Genomic DNA, 17463 nt, shown 5'->3' on the forward strand with positions numbered 1-17463 from the left:
TTCATTCAACCAGGAGGAATTATGGTAAAGCATGCGGGCTTCCACAAGGAAGCGGCTTCCATGTTTCTTCTCTCTCCTCTTATCTGAAATGCCGCGGTTGTCTTCACTTCACACCTTTCACTTACCAAAAACTTTCACAATGATCATTTTATCTTTCATATTGAGATCTAAATAACACTTTTTAACCTTTCATAATGATTATTATAAGTCCCAGTTTTGCAACAACGAGAAAACCCTACAGGAGAGAACAATGATCGAAACCATTACTCATGGTGCCGAATGGTTCATCGGGCTGTTTCAGAAAGGCGGGGTTGTGTTTACCGGGATGGTGACCGGTATTCTGCCGCTGCTGATAAGTCTGCTGGTTATCATGAACGCACTGATCAATTTCATTGGTCAGCACCGTATTGAGCGGCTGGCGCAGCGCTGCGCTGGTAATCCGGTGACCCGTTATCTGCTGCTGCCGTGCGTGGGCACCTTTGTTTTCTGCAACCCGATGACGCTCAGTCTCGGACGCTTTATGCCGGAACGTTACAAACCCAGTTATTACGCCGCCGCCTCTTACAGTTGCCACTCAATGAATGGCTTGTTCCCCCATATCAATCCCGGCGAATTGTTCGTCTATTTAGGCATCGCCAACGGCCTGACTACCCTCGGTTTGCCGCTGGGGCCGCTTGCCGTGAGCTACCTGCTGGTTGGTCTGGTCACTAACTTCTTCCGTGGCTGGATTACCGATCTGACGACCGCGATTTTCGAGAAAAAAATGGGCATTCAGCTTGAGCAGAAAGTACAACTGGCAGGAGCAACATCATGAGCCGCATTGTGATTGAAAAAGGTACCGGCGGCTGGGGCGGCCCACTGGCACTCGATCCCACCGCGAACAAGAAGATCGTCTATATCACGGCCGGAACGCGACCGGCGATCGTCGACAAGCTGGCACAAATGACCGGCTGGGAAGCGGTGGATGGCTTTAAAGAAGGGGAACCGGCAGAAGCGGAAATCGGCGTAGCAGTCATCGACTGCGGCGGTACGTTACGCTGCGGCATTTACCCGAAACGGCGCATTCCCACCATCAATATCCATGCCACCGGCAAGTCAGGCCCGCTGGCGCAGTACATCCTGGAAGATATCTATGTCTCTGGCGTAAGAGAGGAAAATATCTACTGGCAGGACGGCGAGTTGCCCCGTACACCGGCACAACGCGAAGCCACTGCCCGTGGTTATGACACCAGCAAAAAAATCACCGAGCAGAGCGATGGTCTGCTGGCCAAAGTTGGCATGGGTATGGGCTCAGCCGTCGCTGTACTGTTCCAGGCCGGGCGCGACACCATCGATACGGTGCTGAAAACCATCCTGCCGTTTATGGCATTCGTCTCGGCACTTATCGGGATCATTATGGCCTCCGGTTTGGGTGACTGGATAGCCCACGGCCTGGCCCCCCTTGCCAGTCATCCGTTAGGGCTGGTGACGCTGGCGCTGATTTGTTCCTTCCCGTTGCTGTCACCGTTCCTCGGTCCAGGGGCGGTCATTGCTCAGGTTATTGGCGTGTTGATTGGTGTACAAATCGGCCAGGGAAATATCCCACCGCACCTTGCCCTGCCAGCCCTGTTCGCCATTAACGCCCAGGCCGCATGTGACTTTATCCCCGTTGGGCTTTCCCTGGCAGAAGCACGCCAGGACACCGTTCGCGTCGGCGTGCCGTCTGTACTGGTTAGCCGCTTCTTAACGGGTGCGCCAACGGTGCTTATCGCCTGGTTTGTTTCGGGCTTTATTTATCAATAAGAGGTTGCTCATGAGCGTGATTTATCAAACCACCATTACTCAGATTGGCGACTGCGCACGCGACGCGCTTAGCGACCGGATGTTGATTACCTTCCGGGAAGGCGCGCCCGCCGATGTGGCTGAGTTTTGTTTTATCCACTGTCATGGCGACTTTTGCGGACATCTTACGCCTGGCGCCCGCTTCGAGCTGGGCGGTAAGCAGTATCCGGTTACCGCCGTCGGTGAGGTGGCAGAGCTGAATCTGCGCGAGCTTGGCCATATTACCCTGCGCTTCGATGGACAGACGCAGGCGGAATATCCCGGCACGGTACACGTCGCAGGTGACGTGCCGGAAAGCATTAATCCTGGTTGCACACTGAAATTTGTCGCTTAAGTCGTAAGGAGAAAAGTATGAAACAGGTTGCCGTTGTCATTGGTGGGGGACAAACACTCGGGGCGTTCCTCAGCCGTGGGCTGGCCGCAGAGGGCTATCGCGTGGCGGTAGTGGATATTCAAAGTGATAAAGCCGCAACCGTGGCACACGAAATTAACGCGGAGTTCGGTGAAGGCATGGCCTACGGTTTTGGCGCTGATGCCACCAGCGAGCAGAGCGTACTGGCGCTCGCCCGTGGCGTTGATGAGATTTTTGGCCGCACGGATTTGCTGGTCTATAGCGCGGGAATTGCCAAAGCGGCGTTTATCAGCGATGTGCAGCTCGGGGATTTTGACCGCTCATTGCAGGTCAATCTGGTGGGTTATTTCCTGTGTGCCCGTGAGTTTTCACGGCTGATGATTCGCGACGGGATTAAGGGGCGGATTATTCAGATCAACTCGAAGTCCGGCAAGGTGGGCAGTAAGCACAACTCGGGCTATAGCGCGGCGAAGTTTGGCGGCGTGGGCCTGACACAATCCCTGGCGCTGGATCTCGCGGAATATGGGATTACGGTTCATTCGTTGATGCTGGGCAACCTGCTGAAATCACCGATGTTCCAGTCCCTGATCCCGCAATATGCCAGCAAACTGGGGATTGCCGCCGATCAGGTAGAGCAGCATTACATTGATAAGGTTCCGCTTAAACGTGGCTGTGATTATCAGGATGTGCTGGATGTGCTGCTGTTTTACGCAAGCACGAAGGCCTCTTACTGTACCGGGCAATCAATCAATATTACCGGCGGGCAGGTGATGTTCTGAACCGGATGGCCTGATGCCCTCCGCCCGTTCCTGAGGGTATCCCCCGGTGGCGCTACGCTTACCGGGGCTACCAAACCGTAGCCTCTCCCACAGGGAGAGAGAGGAAACCGGGCACCACCCGGCACATAAAACGTAACCCGGATAAGGCGCTCGCGCCGCCATCCGGGAAAAGGAGACATGATGGTTTCTGCACTCATCACCGTAGCTGTCATCGCCTGGCTCAGCCAACTGGCACTGGGCGGCTGGCAGATTCGCCAGTTTAACCGCGCCTTTGATGCGCTCTGCCAACAAGGGCGCGTTGGCGTCGGGCGCTCTGGCGGGCGTTTCAAACCACGCGTTATCCTTGCGGTTGCCTTCGATAAACAAGACCGCGTCACCGATACGTTGCTCATGCGCGGACTCACCGTTTTTGCCAGACCCGCAAAAATCGACGCCCTGCTCGGCATGAAACGTGAGGAATTAGAGCCTGATGTGATCTTTCCCCATGATCCGGGCTGTCAGAATGCTCTATTATTGGCGCTTAAATTGAAACATGGATAATTTCGTTGTGAACGCAATGAGCTTGCGAAATTATCATTTTGCAACTTAACGCAGGATAAAAGCGCCCATGAAACCACGTCAGCGGCAGGCAGCCATTCTTGAGCATCTGCAAAAGCAGGGAAAATGTTCTGTTGAAGAGCTGGCAGCACACTTCGACACCACGGGCACCACCATACGGAAAGATTTAGTGGTGCTGGAACACTCCGGCGCGGTCATCCGCACCTATGGCGGTGTCGTGCTCAATAAAGACGAAGCCGATCCTCCGATCGACCATAAGACCCTCATCAACACCCTGCAAAAAGGGCTGATTGCCGAAACCGCCGTGGGCTTTATTCAGGATGGCGATTCCATCATTCTCGACGCGGGCAGCACCGTGCTGCAAATGGTTCCTTTACTGAGCCATTTCAATAACATCACCGTGATGACCAACAGCCTGCATATCGTCAATGCCCTATCCGAACTCGATAACGAGCAAACCATCCTGATGCCGGGCGGGACCTTTCGTAAAAAATCCGCCTCCTTTCATGGGCAACTGGCGGAAAACGCCTTCGAGCATTTCAGCTTCGACAAACTGTTTATGGGTACCGACGGCATCGATTTGAATGCAGGGGTCACCACCTTCAATGAAGTTTTCACCGTCAGTAAAGCCATGTGCAACGCGGCACGGGAAGTGATCCTGATGGCGGATTCGTCCAAATTTGGCCGCAAAAGCCCGAACATTGTGTGCAGCCTGGAAAGCGTCGATAAATTAATTACCGATGCCGGGATCCCGGCAGATTTTCGCGCCGCACTGGAAGAGAAAGGGATCGAAGTGATCGTAGCCGGAGAAAAAAATGAGTGAGCTTTTACTGAACACCGCACGTCAGACACTGCTGCTAGAGTTGCAAGAAGCCAGCCGCCTGCCGGAGCGTCTGGGCGAGGCGTTTTTACGCGCCGCTGATGCCATTATTCATTGCCGGGGCAAAGTGATTGTCTCGGGGATTGGTAAATCCGGGCATATTGGCAAAAAGATTGCCGCCACCCTCGCCAGCACTGGCACCCCTGCCTTCTTTGTCCATGCGGCAGAAGCCCTGCACGGCGATTTAGGGATGATTGAAAGCCGCGATGTGCTGCTCTTTATCTCCTATTCCGGATCGGCTAAAGAGCTGGATCTGATCCTGCCGCAGTTAAAGGAACGGTCGGTGACCGTGCTGGCCATGACCGGCAAATCTTTGTCGCCGCTGGCGCTGGCGGCAGACGCAGTGCTGGATATTTCCGTTGAACGTGAAGCCTGCCCAATGTTGCTGGCCCCTACCTCCAGCACCGTCAATACATTGATGCTCGGTGACGCGCTGGCGATGGCCGTTATGCAGGCGCGCGGCTTTAACGAGGAAGATTTTGCCCGTTCACACCCGGCAGGGGCGCTGGGTGCGCGTCTGCTCAACAAGGTCCATCATCTGATGCGTAAAGAAGATGTCCCCCATGTACGCATTGACGCCACGGTAATGGACGCGATGCTGGAACTTAGCCACACAGGGATGGGGATGGTGGCCGTCTGCGGTGACGCGGAGGATATTCTGGGTATCTTCTCTGATGGCGACCTGCGACGCTGGCTGGTTGCAGGCGGCGCGCTGGATGCGAACATCAGTGACGCAATGACAAAAGGGGGCATCACCCTTAACGCCGGGAGCCGCGCTATCGATGCCAAAGAGGTGCTAATGAAACGCAAAATCTCCGCGGCTCCGGTGGTGGATGACAGCGGTAAACTGGTTGGCGCGATTAACCTGCAGGCCTTTTATCAGGCCGGAATTATTTAATCCTTCAATCCCAGACGTTTCGCCAGCCGATGCAGGTTGGCGACGTCCATCTCCAGCAGCCGCGCACTGGCTGCCCAGTTATGCTGGCTTTGTTCCAGCGCCTGGCGAATGGCGGTACGCTGAAAATTATCGGTCGCTTCGCGCAAATTTTGTCTCTCCACGGGCAATGTCTGCGCAGTGACAACACTCTGTTCCGGCTCATCGCTCAGCGCAAAATGGCGCGTTTCCAGTACGATGTCATCCCCGCTTCGCGTACCGCGCGCCAGCACAATCGCACGGTGAATAGCATGTTCCAGCTCACGCACATTTCCCGGCCAACGGTACGCCAGCAGATGCGCCCGCGCACCGGGGCTAAGGACGACACGACCAAGGCCAAGGCGCAGACGGCACTGCTCGCAAAAATACCCCGCCAGTAACACCACATCCTCACCGCGTTCACGCAGCGGCGGGACAACCAGCGGAAAGACGCTCAGGCGGTGAAACAGGTCAGCGCGAAAACGCCCGGCCAGTACCTCTTCGCGCAGATCGCGGTTGGTAGCGGCCAGCACGCGTACATCCACCCGCAGGCTGCGATCATCCCCGACACGCTGAATATCGCCGTATTGCAATACTCGCAGCAGCTTGGCCTGCAGCGCCAGCGACAACTCGCCAATCTCATCCAGAAACAGCGTGCCTTTATCGGCCATTTCAAACTTGCCGCTACGGTTGCTGATGGCCCCGGTAAACGCCCCTTTCACATGGCCAAACAGCTCGCTTTCCGCCACGCTTTCCGGCAGTGCGGCGCAATTCAGATAGACCAGGGCATCTGCCGCGCGGGGCGAGTTTTCGTGGATAGCTTTTGCCACCAGCTCCTTACCGGTGCCGGTTTCACCGCTTATCAGCACGTTCAAATCGGAACCGGCGACAATCTCTATCTCTTTTTTAAGCTGCGCCATACCCTCCGAAAGACCGATCATTTCGGTATGCGCGACCTGTTCAAAGGTTGTCGGCAGGCCGGGCGCCATGTTCTGGCTTTCGAGCTTTTCAATCAGCAAAGCATTGTTGAGCGCCCCTGCCGCCAGCGCCGCAATCAGACGCAGTTCTTCATCGCTAAAGCTATCGAACTGATCCGGCGCCATGCCATCCAGAGTGAGCGCGCCAATCAGGCTTTGCCCGGCAAACAGCGGCAGGCCCACACAGGCGTGGACTTTCAGGCTCTCCTGTCCGGGGATCAGCCCGTCATAGGGGTCCGGCAATGCGCTGTCGGCAGGGAAGCGCACCACATCCCCGGCGCGGGCAATCGCCTCCAGCCGCGGGTGCCCTTCCAGCGTAAAGCGCCGCCCCAGCACATCCTGGGCCAGGCCATCAATCGCCAGCGGGATAAATTGCCGTGCCTCATAGCGCAGCAGCGCTGAAGCGTCACACTCCAGCACCTGACGCAGGGTGGTCATCAGGCGCTGAAAACGGTCGGCATGGCCTATGCCGCTCTGTAATTCAATGGCGATACCCGCCAGCACGTTCACGGAAAAACTCATCGTCGCCTCGCAGTCATTTTGACAATACAGGTTGTCATAATGACAGTCTTTTTCATAGTCTTTTTGACTACCCATCAGGGGTTAAATAAAAATAAATTTATAAAAATCAATAAAATAAAAACTGGCACGCATCTTGAAATAGCTATCACATCTTATTTAATACAGAACAGGTAAGTAAAATGGCTATTCACGTAAAAAATAACATTCATTGGGTTGGGCAACGTGACTGGGAAGTTCGTGATTTCCACGGTACCGAATACAAAACGCTGCGCGGCAGCAGCTACAACAGCTACCTCATCCGTGAAGGCAAAAACGTACTGATTGATACCGTCGATCATAAATTCAGTCGCGAGTTTGTGCAGAACCTGCGCGCGGAGATCGACCTCAACGCGATTGACTACATCATTATTAACCACGCGGAAGAAGACCACGTGGGCGCACTCACCGAACTGATGTCCTGGATTCCGGACACCCCGATTTATTGCACCACCAATGCCATCGACTCCATTAACGGTCACCACCACCACCCGGAGTGGAATTTCCACACCGTGAAAACCGGCGACGCACTGGATATCGGCAACGGCAAACAGCTTATCTTCGTCGAAACGCCGATGTTGCACTGGCCGGATAGCATGATGACCTATATGACCGGCGATGCCGTGCTGTTCAGTAACGACGCCTTCGGCCAGCACTACTGTGATGAGCGCCTGTTCAACGACGAAGTGGACCAGACCGAACTGTTCGAGCAGTGCCAGCGATACTACGCCAACATCCTCACGCCGTTCAGCCGTCTGGTGACGCCAAAAATCACCGAGATCCTTGGCTTCAACTTGCCGGTAGAGATGATTGCCACTTCCCACGGTGTGGTATGGCGCGAAAATCCGACGCAGATCGTTGAGCTGTACCTGAAATGGGCCGCGGATTATCAGGAAGACCGTATCACCATTTTCTACGACACCATGTCGAACAACACCCGCATGATGGCGGACGCGATTGCTCAGGGCATCAATGAAGTTGACCCGAACGTGGCGGTGAAAATTTTCAACGTCTCCCGCAGCGACAAAAACGACATTCTGACCAACGTCTTCCGCTCCAAAGGTGTGCTGGTCGGCACGTCCACCATGAACAACGTGATGATGCCGAAAATTGCGGGCCTGGTCGAAGAGATAACCGGCCTGCGTTTTCGTAACAAACGTGCCAGCGCTTTCGGCTCCCACGGCTGGAGCGGCGGCGCGGTGGATCGTCTGTCCACCCGATTACAGGATGCGGGCTTTGAGATGTCGCTGAGCCTGAAAGCCAAATGGCGTCCGGATATCGATGCGCTGGAACTCTGCCGTCAACACGGCCGGGACATTGCCCGCCAGTGGGCGCTCGCTCCGCTACCTACACCGCTTAACACTACACCGGTTGAGGCGTCCGCCTGCGCCTGTGCCGCGAAAGCCGCCGCTGATTCAGGCCCGTCTATGCAGTGCAGCGTTTGCCAGTGGGTTTACGATCCGGCAAAAGGCGAACCCATGCAGGATGTCGCGCCAGGAACCGCCTGGTGTGATGTGCCGGATAATTTTCTTTGCCCTGAATGTTCGCTTGGCAAAGAGGTCTTCGATGTGCTGGCAACGGAGGCAGTATGAGCGCAGGTATTGTGATTATCGGGTCGGGCTTTGCCGCCCGCCAACTGGTAAAAAACATCCGCAAGACCGACAGCAGCACACCGCTGACGCTGATTGCCAGCGACAGTATGGATGAGTACAACAAGCCGGATCTGAGCCATGTCATCAGCCTTGGGCAGCGCGCCAGAGATCTCACCCGCCAGTCGGCGGGGGATTTCGCTGAGCAGTTCAACCTGCGCCTGTTTCCCCACACGCGTGTGACGGCGCTGGATGCAGAGGCGAAAGTCATCAAAAGCGCAGATCAACAGTGGCAGTACGACAAGCTGGTGCTGGCAACCGGGGCCCGTGCGTTTGTTCCGCCCGTCGCGGGCAGCGAACTGATGCTTACCCTTAATAGCCAGCAGGAGTACCAGGCCTGTGAAGCGCAACTGCGTGACGCGCAGCGGGTGCTGATTATCGGCGGCGGATTGATTGGCAGCGAACTGGCGATGGATTTTTGTCGCGCGGGGAAAGCGGTGACGCTGGTGGATAGCGAAGCCAGTATTCTCTCTTCGCTGATGCCGCCAGAAGTGAGTAGCCGTCTGCAGCATCGACTGACCGGGATGGGCGTGCATCTGCTGTTGAAATCACAGCTTATGGCGCTTGAGAAAACAGAAACTGGCATCTGCGCCACGCTGGACAGGCAGCGCGGTATAGAAGTAGATGCGGTGATTGCCGCGACCGGGCTGCGCGCAGAAACCGGGCTGGCCCGGAGCGCCGGGCTGACGGTGAATCATGGGGTTTGTGTGAACAGTTATCTGCAAACCAGCAATCCGGATATTTATGCGCTCGGCGACTGTGCGGAGATTGACGGTAAGCTGCTGCCGTTCCTGCAGCCGATTCAGCTTAGCGCCATGTATCTGGCGAAAAATCTGTCTGGCGTGGCTGTGCCGCTTAAGCTGCCTGCCATGCTGGTGAAGGTCAAAACGCCGGAGATGCCGTTGCATCTGGCAGGCGAGACCGCGCGCCGCGATTTGAACTGGCATATCACCACCGAAGCTCAGGGTATGGTCGCCCGCGGCCTGAACGATGAAGGGCAGTTGTGCGCTTTTGTCGTGAGCGAAGATCGTATGAAGGAAGCGTTCGCGTTGTTGAAAACGTTGCCCGTTTGAGAGCAGGGCAACGGTCGTGCCCCGGCATGTGCAATCACACCGGCCCGTAGCCCCGGTTAGCGGGGCACCACCGGGGACGATGCCTCACCCCTGCGCCAGACACCGCGCGGCGGCGATAACCCCCTGCCCCAACGCAATTGCGCCATCGCCTACGGGAAAACGCTGCGGGAAGAGCAACGTATAATCCGCAAGATAATGCGACAAACGGGCTTTCAGCAGACGGTTATGCAACACGCCGCCGCCAAAGGCGAGCGTAGTAATCTGCCGCGCATCCGCCTGCTTACGGGCAAGCTGCGCCAGCCCGCACGCCAGCGCATCGTGAAAGGCCCAGGCGCGCTGCGCGGCCGGAGCCTGCCACGCCAGCCATTGTTGCCAGAAGGTGGCTAAATCAAGCTGCTCGCCATCAAGCGGCAGCGTGACCGGATGCGTAACATCCGCGCCGCCCATCGCCAGCGCTTCCAGTCGGCAGGCCGCCTCCCCCTCATAACTTAACTGCAGCGGCGCGCAGTCCAGCGCACAGGCGATGGCATCAAACAGCCGCCCGGTCGATGACGCCAGCGGCGCGTTGATATTGCGCGCCATGGCCCGCGCCAGCACAGGCCAGTTCTGCCGTTGCAGCACGGCGGTTTCCGGGAAATTCTGCCAGTCAGGGACAAACGCCAGCATCTGTGCCAGCAGGTTGCGCCACGGCTGGGTTGCCGCCAGATCCCCGCCGGGGAGCGCCACGGCGGGCAACCCACCCAAATGCTCAACCTCGCGATAATTCACGCGCAGACATTCGCCCCCCCACAGCGCCCCGTTCTCCCCCATGCCGATACCGTCCAGCGCCAGGGCAATCACATCTCCCCCGTCGCGTGGCCAGCCATGCTCTGCAAGCGTTGCCGCGATATGTGCGTGATGGTGCAACACGGTGTGCTGCGAAAGCCCCGTCTCCTGTGCCCAGTGGGTGGCGCGATAGCCCGTGTGCGCGTCGGCGACCACCTGCTGTGGGGTGAAGTCATAAATCGTCTGCATCAGACGCAGGGCGTTACGCCACTGTGTCTCTACCCCTTCATCGGTTAAATCACCGAAATGCTGACTTAACACGGCGCTGTCATCCCGCACCAGGCAGAAGGTGTTTTTCATATCCGCCCCCAGACATAACATGGGCGGGATATGGTGAAATCCGGGCGGCAGTTGCACGGCATCCGGCACATAACCACGCGAGCGGCGTAACATCTCGCCGCTCTCGCGTACCACCGAATCGTCCATACGCTGCACGATATCGCGGTTGTGCAACAGAAACCCATCCGCTATCTCTGCCAGGTCGTCAAGCGCCTGGCGATTTGTCAGCGCAGGCGGCTTGCCGCTCAGGTTGCCGGACGTCATCACCAGCGGGCGCTGCAACGCCTGGGCTAACAGATGTTGTAACGGATTGGCGGGCAGCATCACCCCCACCTCATCAAGCCCCGGAGCAATAGCCGGGCACAGCTCGGGCAGCGATGTTTTCGCCACCAGCACGATGGGCGCCGCGGGCGTGGTCAGCAAACGGATGGCCGCCTCGCTCAGCCCGCTTGCTGAGGGGAGCATCACCGCCAGCGGTTTCGCCGGGCGATGCTTACGGGCGCGCAGATGCTCCACCGCTGTCTGCCGCTGTGCGTCACATGCCAGATGAAAACCGCCGATACCTTTTACCGCAACGATACCGCCGGATTTGAGCAGCGCAATGGCGGCCTGTAGCGCCGCCTCGCCGGTCAACTGCTGTTTTCCGCTGCGCCACTCAAGCTGCGGGCCGCACGCCGGGCAGGCAACGGGCTGGGCATGAAAACGGCGGTCAGCCGGATGGCGATACTCCGCCTCGCAGGCAGGGCACAGGGGAAATGCCGCCATCACGGTGTAGGGGCGGTCATAAGGCATGGCGTGAATAATGGTGAAACGCGGGCCGCAGTGGGTACAGTTGATAAATGGATAGCGATAGCGACGTTCTGTCGGGTCATTCATCTCCGCCAGACAGGCAGGACAGGTGGCGGCATCGGGCACAATTTGCGTATTCATCGTGCCGCCCGCGCTCTCGCGGATAGTAAAACTGAGCGGCGCTTGTGGCCACTGATAGGGCGTAACCAGCGTATCGTCAATGCGCGCCAGCGGCGGGCATTGCTGATACAACAACGGGAGAAAACGGCGTTCATCGCCCCATAAGCGTACTTCGACGCCCTGGGCGTCATTACAGACATCACCGGTGAGATTGAGCTGTTGCGCCAGTTGCCAGACAAAGGGGCGGAAGCCCACCCCTTGTACTTTTCCATAGACGCGAATACAAACGCCGTTGTGGGTCATCGTTATTTATTGCAACGCTGCATGCCGCAAGCGTGTCTTCATCTGCTGATAGGTCGACTGAGTGTACTCCTCGGCCCAGGCCTGATCGTTGATCGCACTCACCCGCACCGCGCAATATTTGGTTTCCGGTGTTTTAGAGATGGGATCAAGATTATCCTGCGTCAGTTCATTACACGCGCCAATCCACCATTGATAAGTCATGTACACGCAGCCAGTATTAACACGTTCATTAACATCGGCACGGCTGATGACTTTCCCCCTGCGTGACTCCACCCACACCAGTTGCCGGTTTTTAATCCCTAGTTGTGCGGCATCGTGCGGATTTATTTGCACGAAACCCGGCTCATCTGCGAGCGTTTGCAACGCCGCACAGTTACCGGTCATTGAGCGACAGGAGTAATGGCCGACTTCGCGCACGGTGCTGAGCACCAGCGGGAAGTCCGCGTCCGGCACCTCGGCTGGGGCACGCCATGGCGCGGCGAACAGCAGGCCTTTCCCATCCGGAGTATCGAATTTGTTATCTTTATACAGATAACGCGTTCCCGGATGATCCAGCGTCGGGCACGGCCACTGAACGTGTCCCATATCGCCCATTTTTTCGTAGGTTACGCCGTAGAACAGCGGGCACAGTTCGCGCATTTCGTCCCAGATTTGCTGGTTATTGTCGTAATGCATCGGGTAGCCCATTTCGGTAGCGATAAGGCTGATAATTTCCCAGTCACGCTTGACGTCATATTGCGGTTCGATGGCTTTTTCGAAACGCTGGAACCCGCGATCCGCACAGGTAAAGACGCCGCCGTGCTCGCCCCAGGAGGTGGCAGGCAGCAGCACATCCGCCTGTTCTGCGGTCTTGGTCATAAAGATGTCCTGTACGACCACAAAATCCAGCGCCTCAAAGCCTTTGCGCACCAGGCTGAGATCGGCTTCGGTCTGCAACGGATCTTCACCCATGATGTAATAGGCTTTAACTTTACCTTCCAGCGCCAGATGCGGCACCTCGGTGATACGCACGCCGACTTTGTCATCCATTACCGCCGGGTCGATCCCCCAGGCTTTGGCGAATTTGGCGCGGACATGCGGATCAACCACATCCTGGTAGCCAGGAAACTGGTTCGGGATCACGCCCATGTCGCAGGCACCCTGCACGTTGTTCTGCCCACGGACCGGGCCGACGCCGACGTTCTCACGCCCGAGGTTACCGGTCAGCAGCGCCAGGCTCGAAAGCCCTTTTACCACGTCCACCGCCTGACCAAATTGCGTAACGCCCATCCCCCACATAATGGTGGCGGTCGGCGCGGCGGCATAAGTACGCATTGCTTCACGAACCTGGCGTGCCGGAACGCCCGTCAGATGTTCAACCGCTTCCGGCGCATAGTCTTTGACGATTTCCCGATAGGCATCCAGCCCGGTGGTAAAGTTCGTGACGTAGCGCTGGTCGTAGAGTTTTTCTTCCAGCAGGACATAACCAAAGGCGTTCACCAGCGCCATGTTGCAGCCGTTTTTGAGCTGTAAATGCTGGTCGGCAATGCGTGCGGTTTCGATGCGGCGCGGATCGCAGACGATAATTTTCGCCCCGTTCTGTTTTGCTTTGACCACCCTTCTTGCCACAATCGGGTGCGAATCGGCACAGTTGTAGCCAAAGACAAGCAGGCAACGGGAGTTTTCGATATCGCCGATGGAGTTACTCATTGCGCCGTTGCCCAGGGTTTGCTGTAACCCGGCAACGGAAGGACCGTGACAAACACGTGCGCAGCAGTCGACGTTATTGGTATGTAAGACCCCACGGGCAAATTTCTGCATCACGTAGTTGGTCTCATTGCCGGTGCCGCGAGATGAACCGGTGGTCATAATGGCGCGGGGGCCGAATTTGGCTTTGATTTCACTGAGCCGTTTTGCCGTATAGCGAATGGCCTCCTGCCAGCTCACCGGGGTGAGTTTACCGCCGCGCTCATAGCGGATCATCGGTTGCGTCAGGCGAGGCGTCAGCAGTTTGGTATCGTTAAGAAAATCCCAGCCGTAGTAGCCTTTCAGGCAAAGTTCATTCTGGTTGGTTTCCCCGTCCGCCGCTTCGGCACGGATAATTTTGCCATTATCCACGACCAGTTTCAGTTTGCAGCCAGCGCCGCAATAGGGACATACGCTCGTAATTTTTTTCATCAGTAACAGACCTGTTAAAAGTGAAAGTTATTTTTTAAAAACCCAGCGACACGGCACTTTCCAGCGCAGTGCGACGACGTTTCTCTTCGCTCATGTGTTCCAGTATTTCCCGGTCAACGCAGACCAGCGCCTTGGTCGGACATACGGAAATACAGGCCGGGCCACTTTCGTGTTGGTAGCATAAATCGCATTTGTTGGCTTCGGCCTTCTGCCCGGACATGGTCAGGCCGATGCCGTTATGGCGAACGACCGGGCGGACCACGACCTCCATGGCGCCATAGGGACAGGCAACTACGCAGGTTTTGCAACCAATGCAGCGTTCCTGCATGACATGGACAAACCCTTTGTCGCGGCTGATGGCGCCATTAGGACAGACATTGGCGCAGGGTGCGTCTTCACACTGGCGGCAGAGTGTCGCCGTCGATACGTTGACGCCTTTGATAACGTGAATGCGGGGTAAAAAGGTTTCAGGGGTAAGGGCCGCGCAGTCCTGTTGTTCCTGATGTGAGACCACACAGGCAACTTCACAGGTGCGACAGCCAATACATTTACTGGCATCCGCCATAATAAAACGGTTCATCGTCTTCTCCAGCAATGAGTTTCATCACGCCGGATATACACGTTTCATGCCAGTTATTATGTTATTGTTATTTATCAGATTTTATAAGATGACATTCTGTCATCGACAGAAGTGACGATGACAGTTGACGAGGTTAGCGCGTGGGGCCTGGAATGAGTGAGTCACGTAACATTAATTCGCCAAGAAATGGCTGGTGGTAATTAAACTCACCGCCATCAAGCATAAAAATTAACCGCTCGATGGTTTCTTTAATCATCTCCGTGACCGGGATTTTAACGCTGGAGAGTGCGGGAATAACATACGGGGCAATGGCAATGTCATCAAATCCAATAACCGAAACCTGCGTGGGTACAGCGATTCCCCGCTCATCCAGTCTCTTCATGGCGCCAATCGCCATATCATCATTGCTCGCCACCAGCGCACTAAAACTGACACCCTTTGCCAGCAGCGTTTCCACGCCTGCCGCCCCGCTTTCCGGTGACCACTTCCCTTGTACAATCAACTCATTACGTAACGCAATGCCGTGCTGCGCCAGGGCGTCTTTATAGCCAGAAAGCCGCTCAATACCGGTCGGGGAATCCAGCGAGCCGGTAATAAATGCAATATCCTGATGCCCCATCGCAATTAATGTCGCCACCGCGTTAAAGCTGGAGGCTTTTTGATCGCACCAGACACAGTGGCTGCTGTTTTTACGTAATCGACGATTAAGCACCATAATGGGCTGACTGTGGCTTTTGACAATAGTGTCCATTTCATCGACGCTTAAGAAGCGCGGATAAATAATGATCGCGTCGCATTTTAAATCGAGCAGATATTGAATCGCTTCGCGCTCTTCTTCAGCGCTGTGCTTACCGTCCGCCAGAATTAAACGCCGGCCCTGATCTTCGGTCATCCGCGCGGCATGAAACAGCAGCTCGCTAAAATAGACTCCGTGATACAACGTGTTGGTAACCACCAGCCCCAGCGTTTGCGTTTTGTTCGTCGCCAGACTGCGTGCCAGCAGGTTCGGGCGATATCCGCTCTCTTCGATCGCCTGAAACACCCGGTCTTTGGTCTCCTGGCTGACGTAGCCGTTGCCCGATAGCACACGGGAGACTGTCGCCTTCGACACCCCTGCCCGCTTTGCCACCTCAAGCATTGTGGTCATGTTGCTTATCCGTTTGATTTCGATGCCATGCAGTGTACTTCACCCACTAAAGAATGTCGCAACGGGATAAAAGCGGTCAAAAAATATTAAGCGATCACCATCACAAAAATAGATAAAGATGAATTTTTGATCTTGTTTGAACACATGAAACTCATCATGATTTTGTGGAACCGGTTTCCTATCTGATGTTTCATTGCCTGGGTAAAACAGAGCAATGAAGCTGTACCTTATTGATAAAACAGGATATAACCCGATGTCGAAGAATTATGCGGCGCTTGCCGGCTCGGTGGTGAACGCGTTAGGTGGTGTTGATAACATCGCTGCCGTCACCCATTGCATGACGCGTCTGCGCTTCGTGGTGAAAGACGACGCCAAAATTGACAGCGCGACGCTCAAAGGCATTAGCGGCGTTATGGGCGTGGTACGCAACGACAGCCAGTGCCAGGTCATCATCGGTAATACGGTGTCGCATGCTTATCGTGAAGTGGTGGCATTGCTGCCCGGCGATATGCAGCCCGCTCAGCCGGTCGGTAAACAGAGGCTGACCCTTAAGCGCATTGGCGCAGGTATTCTCGATGCGCTGATCGGCACCATGTCACCGCTGATCCCGGCGATCATCGGCGGCTCGATGGTCAAACTGCTGGCGATGGTGCTGGAAATGTCCGGCCTGCTGCCAAAAGGTTCTTCAACGCTGACTATTCTGACGGTGATTGGCGACGGTGCCTTCTTCTTCCTGCCGCTGATGGTGGCCGCGTCTGCCGCCGTGAAATTTAAAACCAATATGTCGCTGGCGATTGCCATTGCGGGCGTGCTGGTACATCCAAGCTTTATCGAGCTGATGGCGAAAGCCGCGCAGGGTGAGCATGTGGAGTTCGCGCTGGTGCCGGTGACGGCGGTGAAATACACCTACACCGTGATTCCGGCGCTGGTGATGACCTGGTGTCTGTCGTATATCGAACGTTGGGTGGACAAAATTACCCCGGCGGTGACGAAAAACTTCCTGAAACCGATGCTGATTGTGCTGATTGCCGCACCGCTGGCTATTGTGCTGATTGGCCCGCTGGGGATCTGGATTGGTAGCGCCATCTCCGCGCTGGTCTACACCATTCATGGCTATCTGGGCTGGCTGTCCGTTGCCATTATGGGCGCCCTGTGGCCGCTGCTGGTGATGACCGGGATGCACCGCGTATTTACTCCCACTATCATTCAAACCATTGCCGAAACAGGCAAAGAAGGCATGGTAATGCCGTCAGAGATTGGCGCTAACCTGTCGCTCGGCGGCTCGTCGCTGGCGGTGGCGTGGAAAACCAAAAACCCGGAACTGCGCCAGACTGCCCTTGCGGCAGCGGCTTCGGCTATCCTGGCCGGTATCTCTGAACCGGCGCTGTATGGCGTGGCCGTTCGCCTGAAACGTCCGCTGATTGCGAGCCTGATAAGCGGCTTTATCTGCGGTGCCGTCGCGGGTATTGCCGGGCTTGCCAGCCACTCCATGGCGGCGCCTGGTCTGTTTACCAGCGTACAGTTTTTCGATCCGGCTAATCCAATGACCATTGTCTGGGTGTTCGGCGTGATGGCGCTGGCGGTGGTGCTCTCCTTTGTTCTGACGTTGCTTCTCGGTTTTGAAGATATCCCGGTAGAAGCAGAGGCACAGAAACCGCAGGCGGCAAACACAGCCGTTGTTCATGAAGCCCGGGCACAATAAG

The 17463-nt window shown here is 56.2% G+C and carries 15 protein-coding genes; 10 read left to right on the top strand and 5 right to left on the bottom strand.

Annotated features, from left to right (window positions below; genetic code table 11):
• The first annotated feature begins 250 nt into the window (after window positions 1–250).
• The 7 genes from srlA (at window position 251) to gutQ (ending at window position 5288) form a co-directional block, all read left to right on the top strand.
• Window positions 251–814 carry a PTS glucitol/sorbitol transporter subunit IIC gene (gene srlA, locus ABU190_RS19540; protein ID WP_039077628.1) on the top strand — a complete coding sequence of 188 codons (564 nt, stop codon included), beginning with the start codon at window positions 251–253 and terminating at the stop codon, window positions 812–814.
• The gene (locus ABU190_RS19545; protein ID WP_354692184.1) at window positions 811–1782 is read left to right on the top strand and encodes a PTS glucitol/sorbitol transporter subunit IIB; all 972 of its coding nucleotides are present in this window, start codon (window positions 811–813) and stop codon (window positions 1780–1782) included. Before srlA ends, ABU190_RS19545 begins: the two co-directional genes overlap by 4 nt.
• A 10-nt stretch (window positions 1783–1792) precedes the next feature.
• The gene (gene srlB / locus ABU190_RS19550) at window positions 1793–2155 is read left to right on the top strand and encodes a PTS glucitol/sorbitol transporter subunit IIA (RefSeq protein WP_354692185.1); all 363 of its coding nucleotides are present in this window, start codon (window positions 1793–1795) and stop codon (window positions 2153–2155) included.
• Between the two features lie 17 nt (window positions 2156–2172).
• Window positions 2173–2952: a sorbitol-6-phosphate dehydrogenase gene (gene srlD / locus ABU190_RS19555; protein ID WP_039077631.1), complete on the top strand. Its 780-nt coding sequence runs from the start codon at window positions 2173–2175 to the stop codon at window positions 2950–2952.
• Between the two features lie 180 nt (window positions 2953–3132).
• The gene (gutM, locus tag ABU190_RS19560) at window positions 3133–3492 is read left to right on the top strand and encodes a transcriptional regulator GutM (protein ID WP_039077632.1); all 360 of its coding nucleotides are present in this window, start codon (window positions 3133–3135) and stop codon (window positions 3490–3492) included.
• Window positions 3493–3559: 67 nt separating this feature from the next.
• A complete protein-coding gene (locus tag ABU190_RS19565; protein WP_039077633.1) occupies window positions 3560–4333 on the top strand; it encodes a DNA-binding transcriptional repressor in 774 nt (257 codons plus the stop codon).
• Window positions 4326–5288 (top strand): arabinose-5-phosphate isomerase GutQ, encoded by a 963-nt coding sequence (gutQ, locus tag ABU190_RS19570; protein WP_354692186.1) that lies wholly within the window; start codon window positions 4326–4328, stop codon window positions 5286–5288. Before ABU190_RS19565 ends, gutQ begins: the two co-directional genes overlap by 8 nt.
• Here the strand turns inward: gutQ and norR are convergent.
• The gene (gene norR / locus ABU190_RS19575; RefSeq protein WP_354692187.1) at window positions 5285–6802 is read right to left on the bottom strand and encodes a nitric oxide reductase transcriptional regulator NorR; all 1518 of its coding nucleotides are present in this window, start codon (window positions 6800–6802) and stop codon (window positions 5285–5287) included. The two genes, gutQ and norR, sit on opposite strands and share 4 nt — an antisense overlap.
• 179 nt (window positions 6803–6981) lie before the next feature.
• Between norR and norV the strand changes: the two genes are divergently transcribed.
• Both norV and norW read left to right on the top strand, forming a co-directional pair.
• Entirely contained in the window at window positions 6982–8430 is a 1449-nt protein-coding gene (norV, locus tag ABU190_RS19580; RefSeq protein WP_354692188.1) for an anaerobic nitric oxide reductase flavorubredoxin, read from the top strand.
• The gene (norW, locus tag ABU190_RS19585) at window positions 8427–9560 is read left to right on the top strand and encodes an NADH:flavorubredoxin reductase NorW (protein WP_354692189.1); all 1134 of its coding nucleotides are present in this window, start codon (window positions 8427–8429) and stop codon (window positions 9558–9560) included. The genes norV and norW overlap by 4 nt, the downstream gene beginning before the upstream one ends.
• Window positions 9561–9644: 84 nt before the next feature.
• Here the strand turns inward: norW and hypF are convergent, their stop codons facing one another.
• The 4 genes from hypF to ABU190_RS19605 all read right to left on the bottom strand — a co-directional run bounded on the left by hypF (window position 9645) and on the right by ABU190_RS19605 (window position 15760).
• Window positions 9645–11876, bottom strand: a complete 2232-nt coding sequence (hypF, locus tag ABU190_RS19590; protein ID WP_354692190.1) for a carbamoyltransferase HypF — start codon at window positions 11874–11876, stop codon at window positions 9645–9647.
• A gap of 6 nt (window positions 11877–11882) precedes the next feature.
• On the bottom strand, window positions 11883–14033 hold the full coding sequence (gene fdhF, locus ABU190_RS19595; RefSeq protein WP_071194743.1) for a formate dehydrogenase subunit alpha: 2151 nt from the start codon (window positions 14031–14033) through the stop codon (window positions 11883–11885).
• Between the two features lie 34 nt (window positions 14034–14067).
• A complete protein-coding gene (hydN, locus tag ABU190_RS19600; RefSeq protein ID WP_039077640.1) occupies window positions 14068–14613 on the bottom strand; it encodes an electron transport protein HydN in 546 nt (181 codons plus the stop codon).
• Between the two features lie 133 nt (window positions 14614–14746).
• Complete coding sequence (locus ABU190_RS19605; RefSeq protein WP_071194744.1) at window positions 14747–15760, bottom strand: LacI family DNA-binding transcriptional regulator; 1014 nt, start codon at window positions 15758–15760, stop codon at window positions 14747–14749.
• Window positions 15761–16013: 253 nt separating this feature from the next.
• On the opposite strand from ABU190_RS19605, the gene ascF reads away from it, so the two are divergent.
• The gene (ascF, locus tag ABU190_RS19610; protein ID WP_039077642.1) at window positions 16014–17462 is read left to right on the top strand and encodes a PTS cellobiose/arbutin/salicin transporter subunit IIBC; all 1449 of its coding nucleotides are present in this window, start codon (window positions 16014–16016) and stop codon (window positions 17460–17462) included.
• The last annotated feature ends 1 nt before the right edge of the window (window position 17463 follow it).

It is taken from the genome of Phytobacter sp. RSE-02 (assembly GCF_040578655.1).
Lineage (GTDB): Bacteria > Pseudomonadota > Gammaproteobacteria > Enterobacterales > Enterobacteriaceae > Phytobacter > Phytobacter diazotrophicus.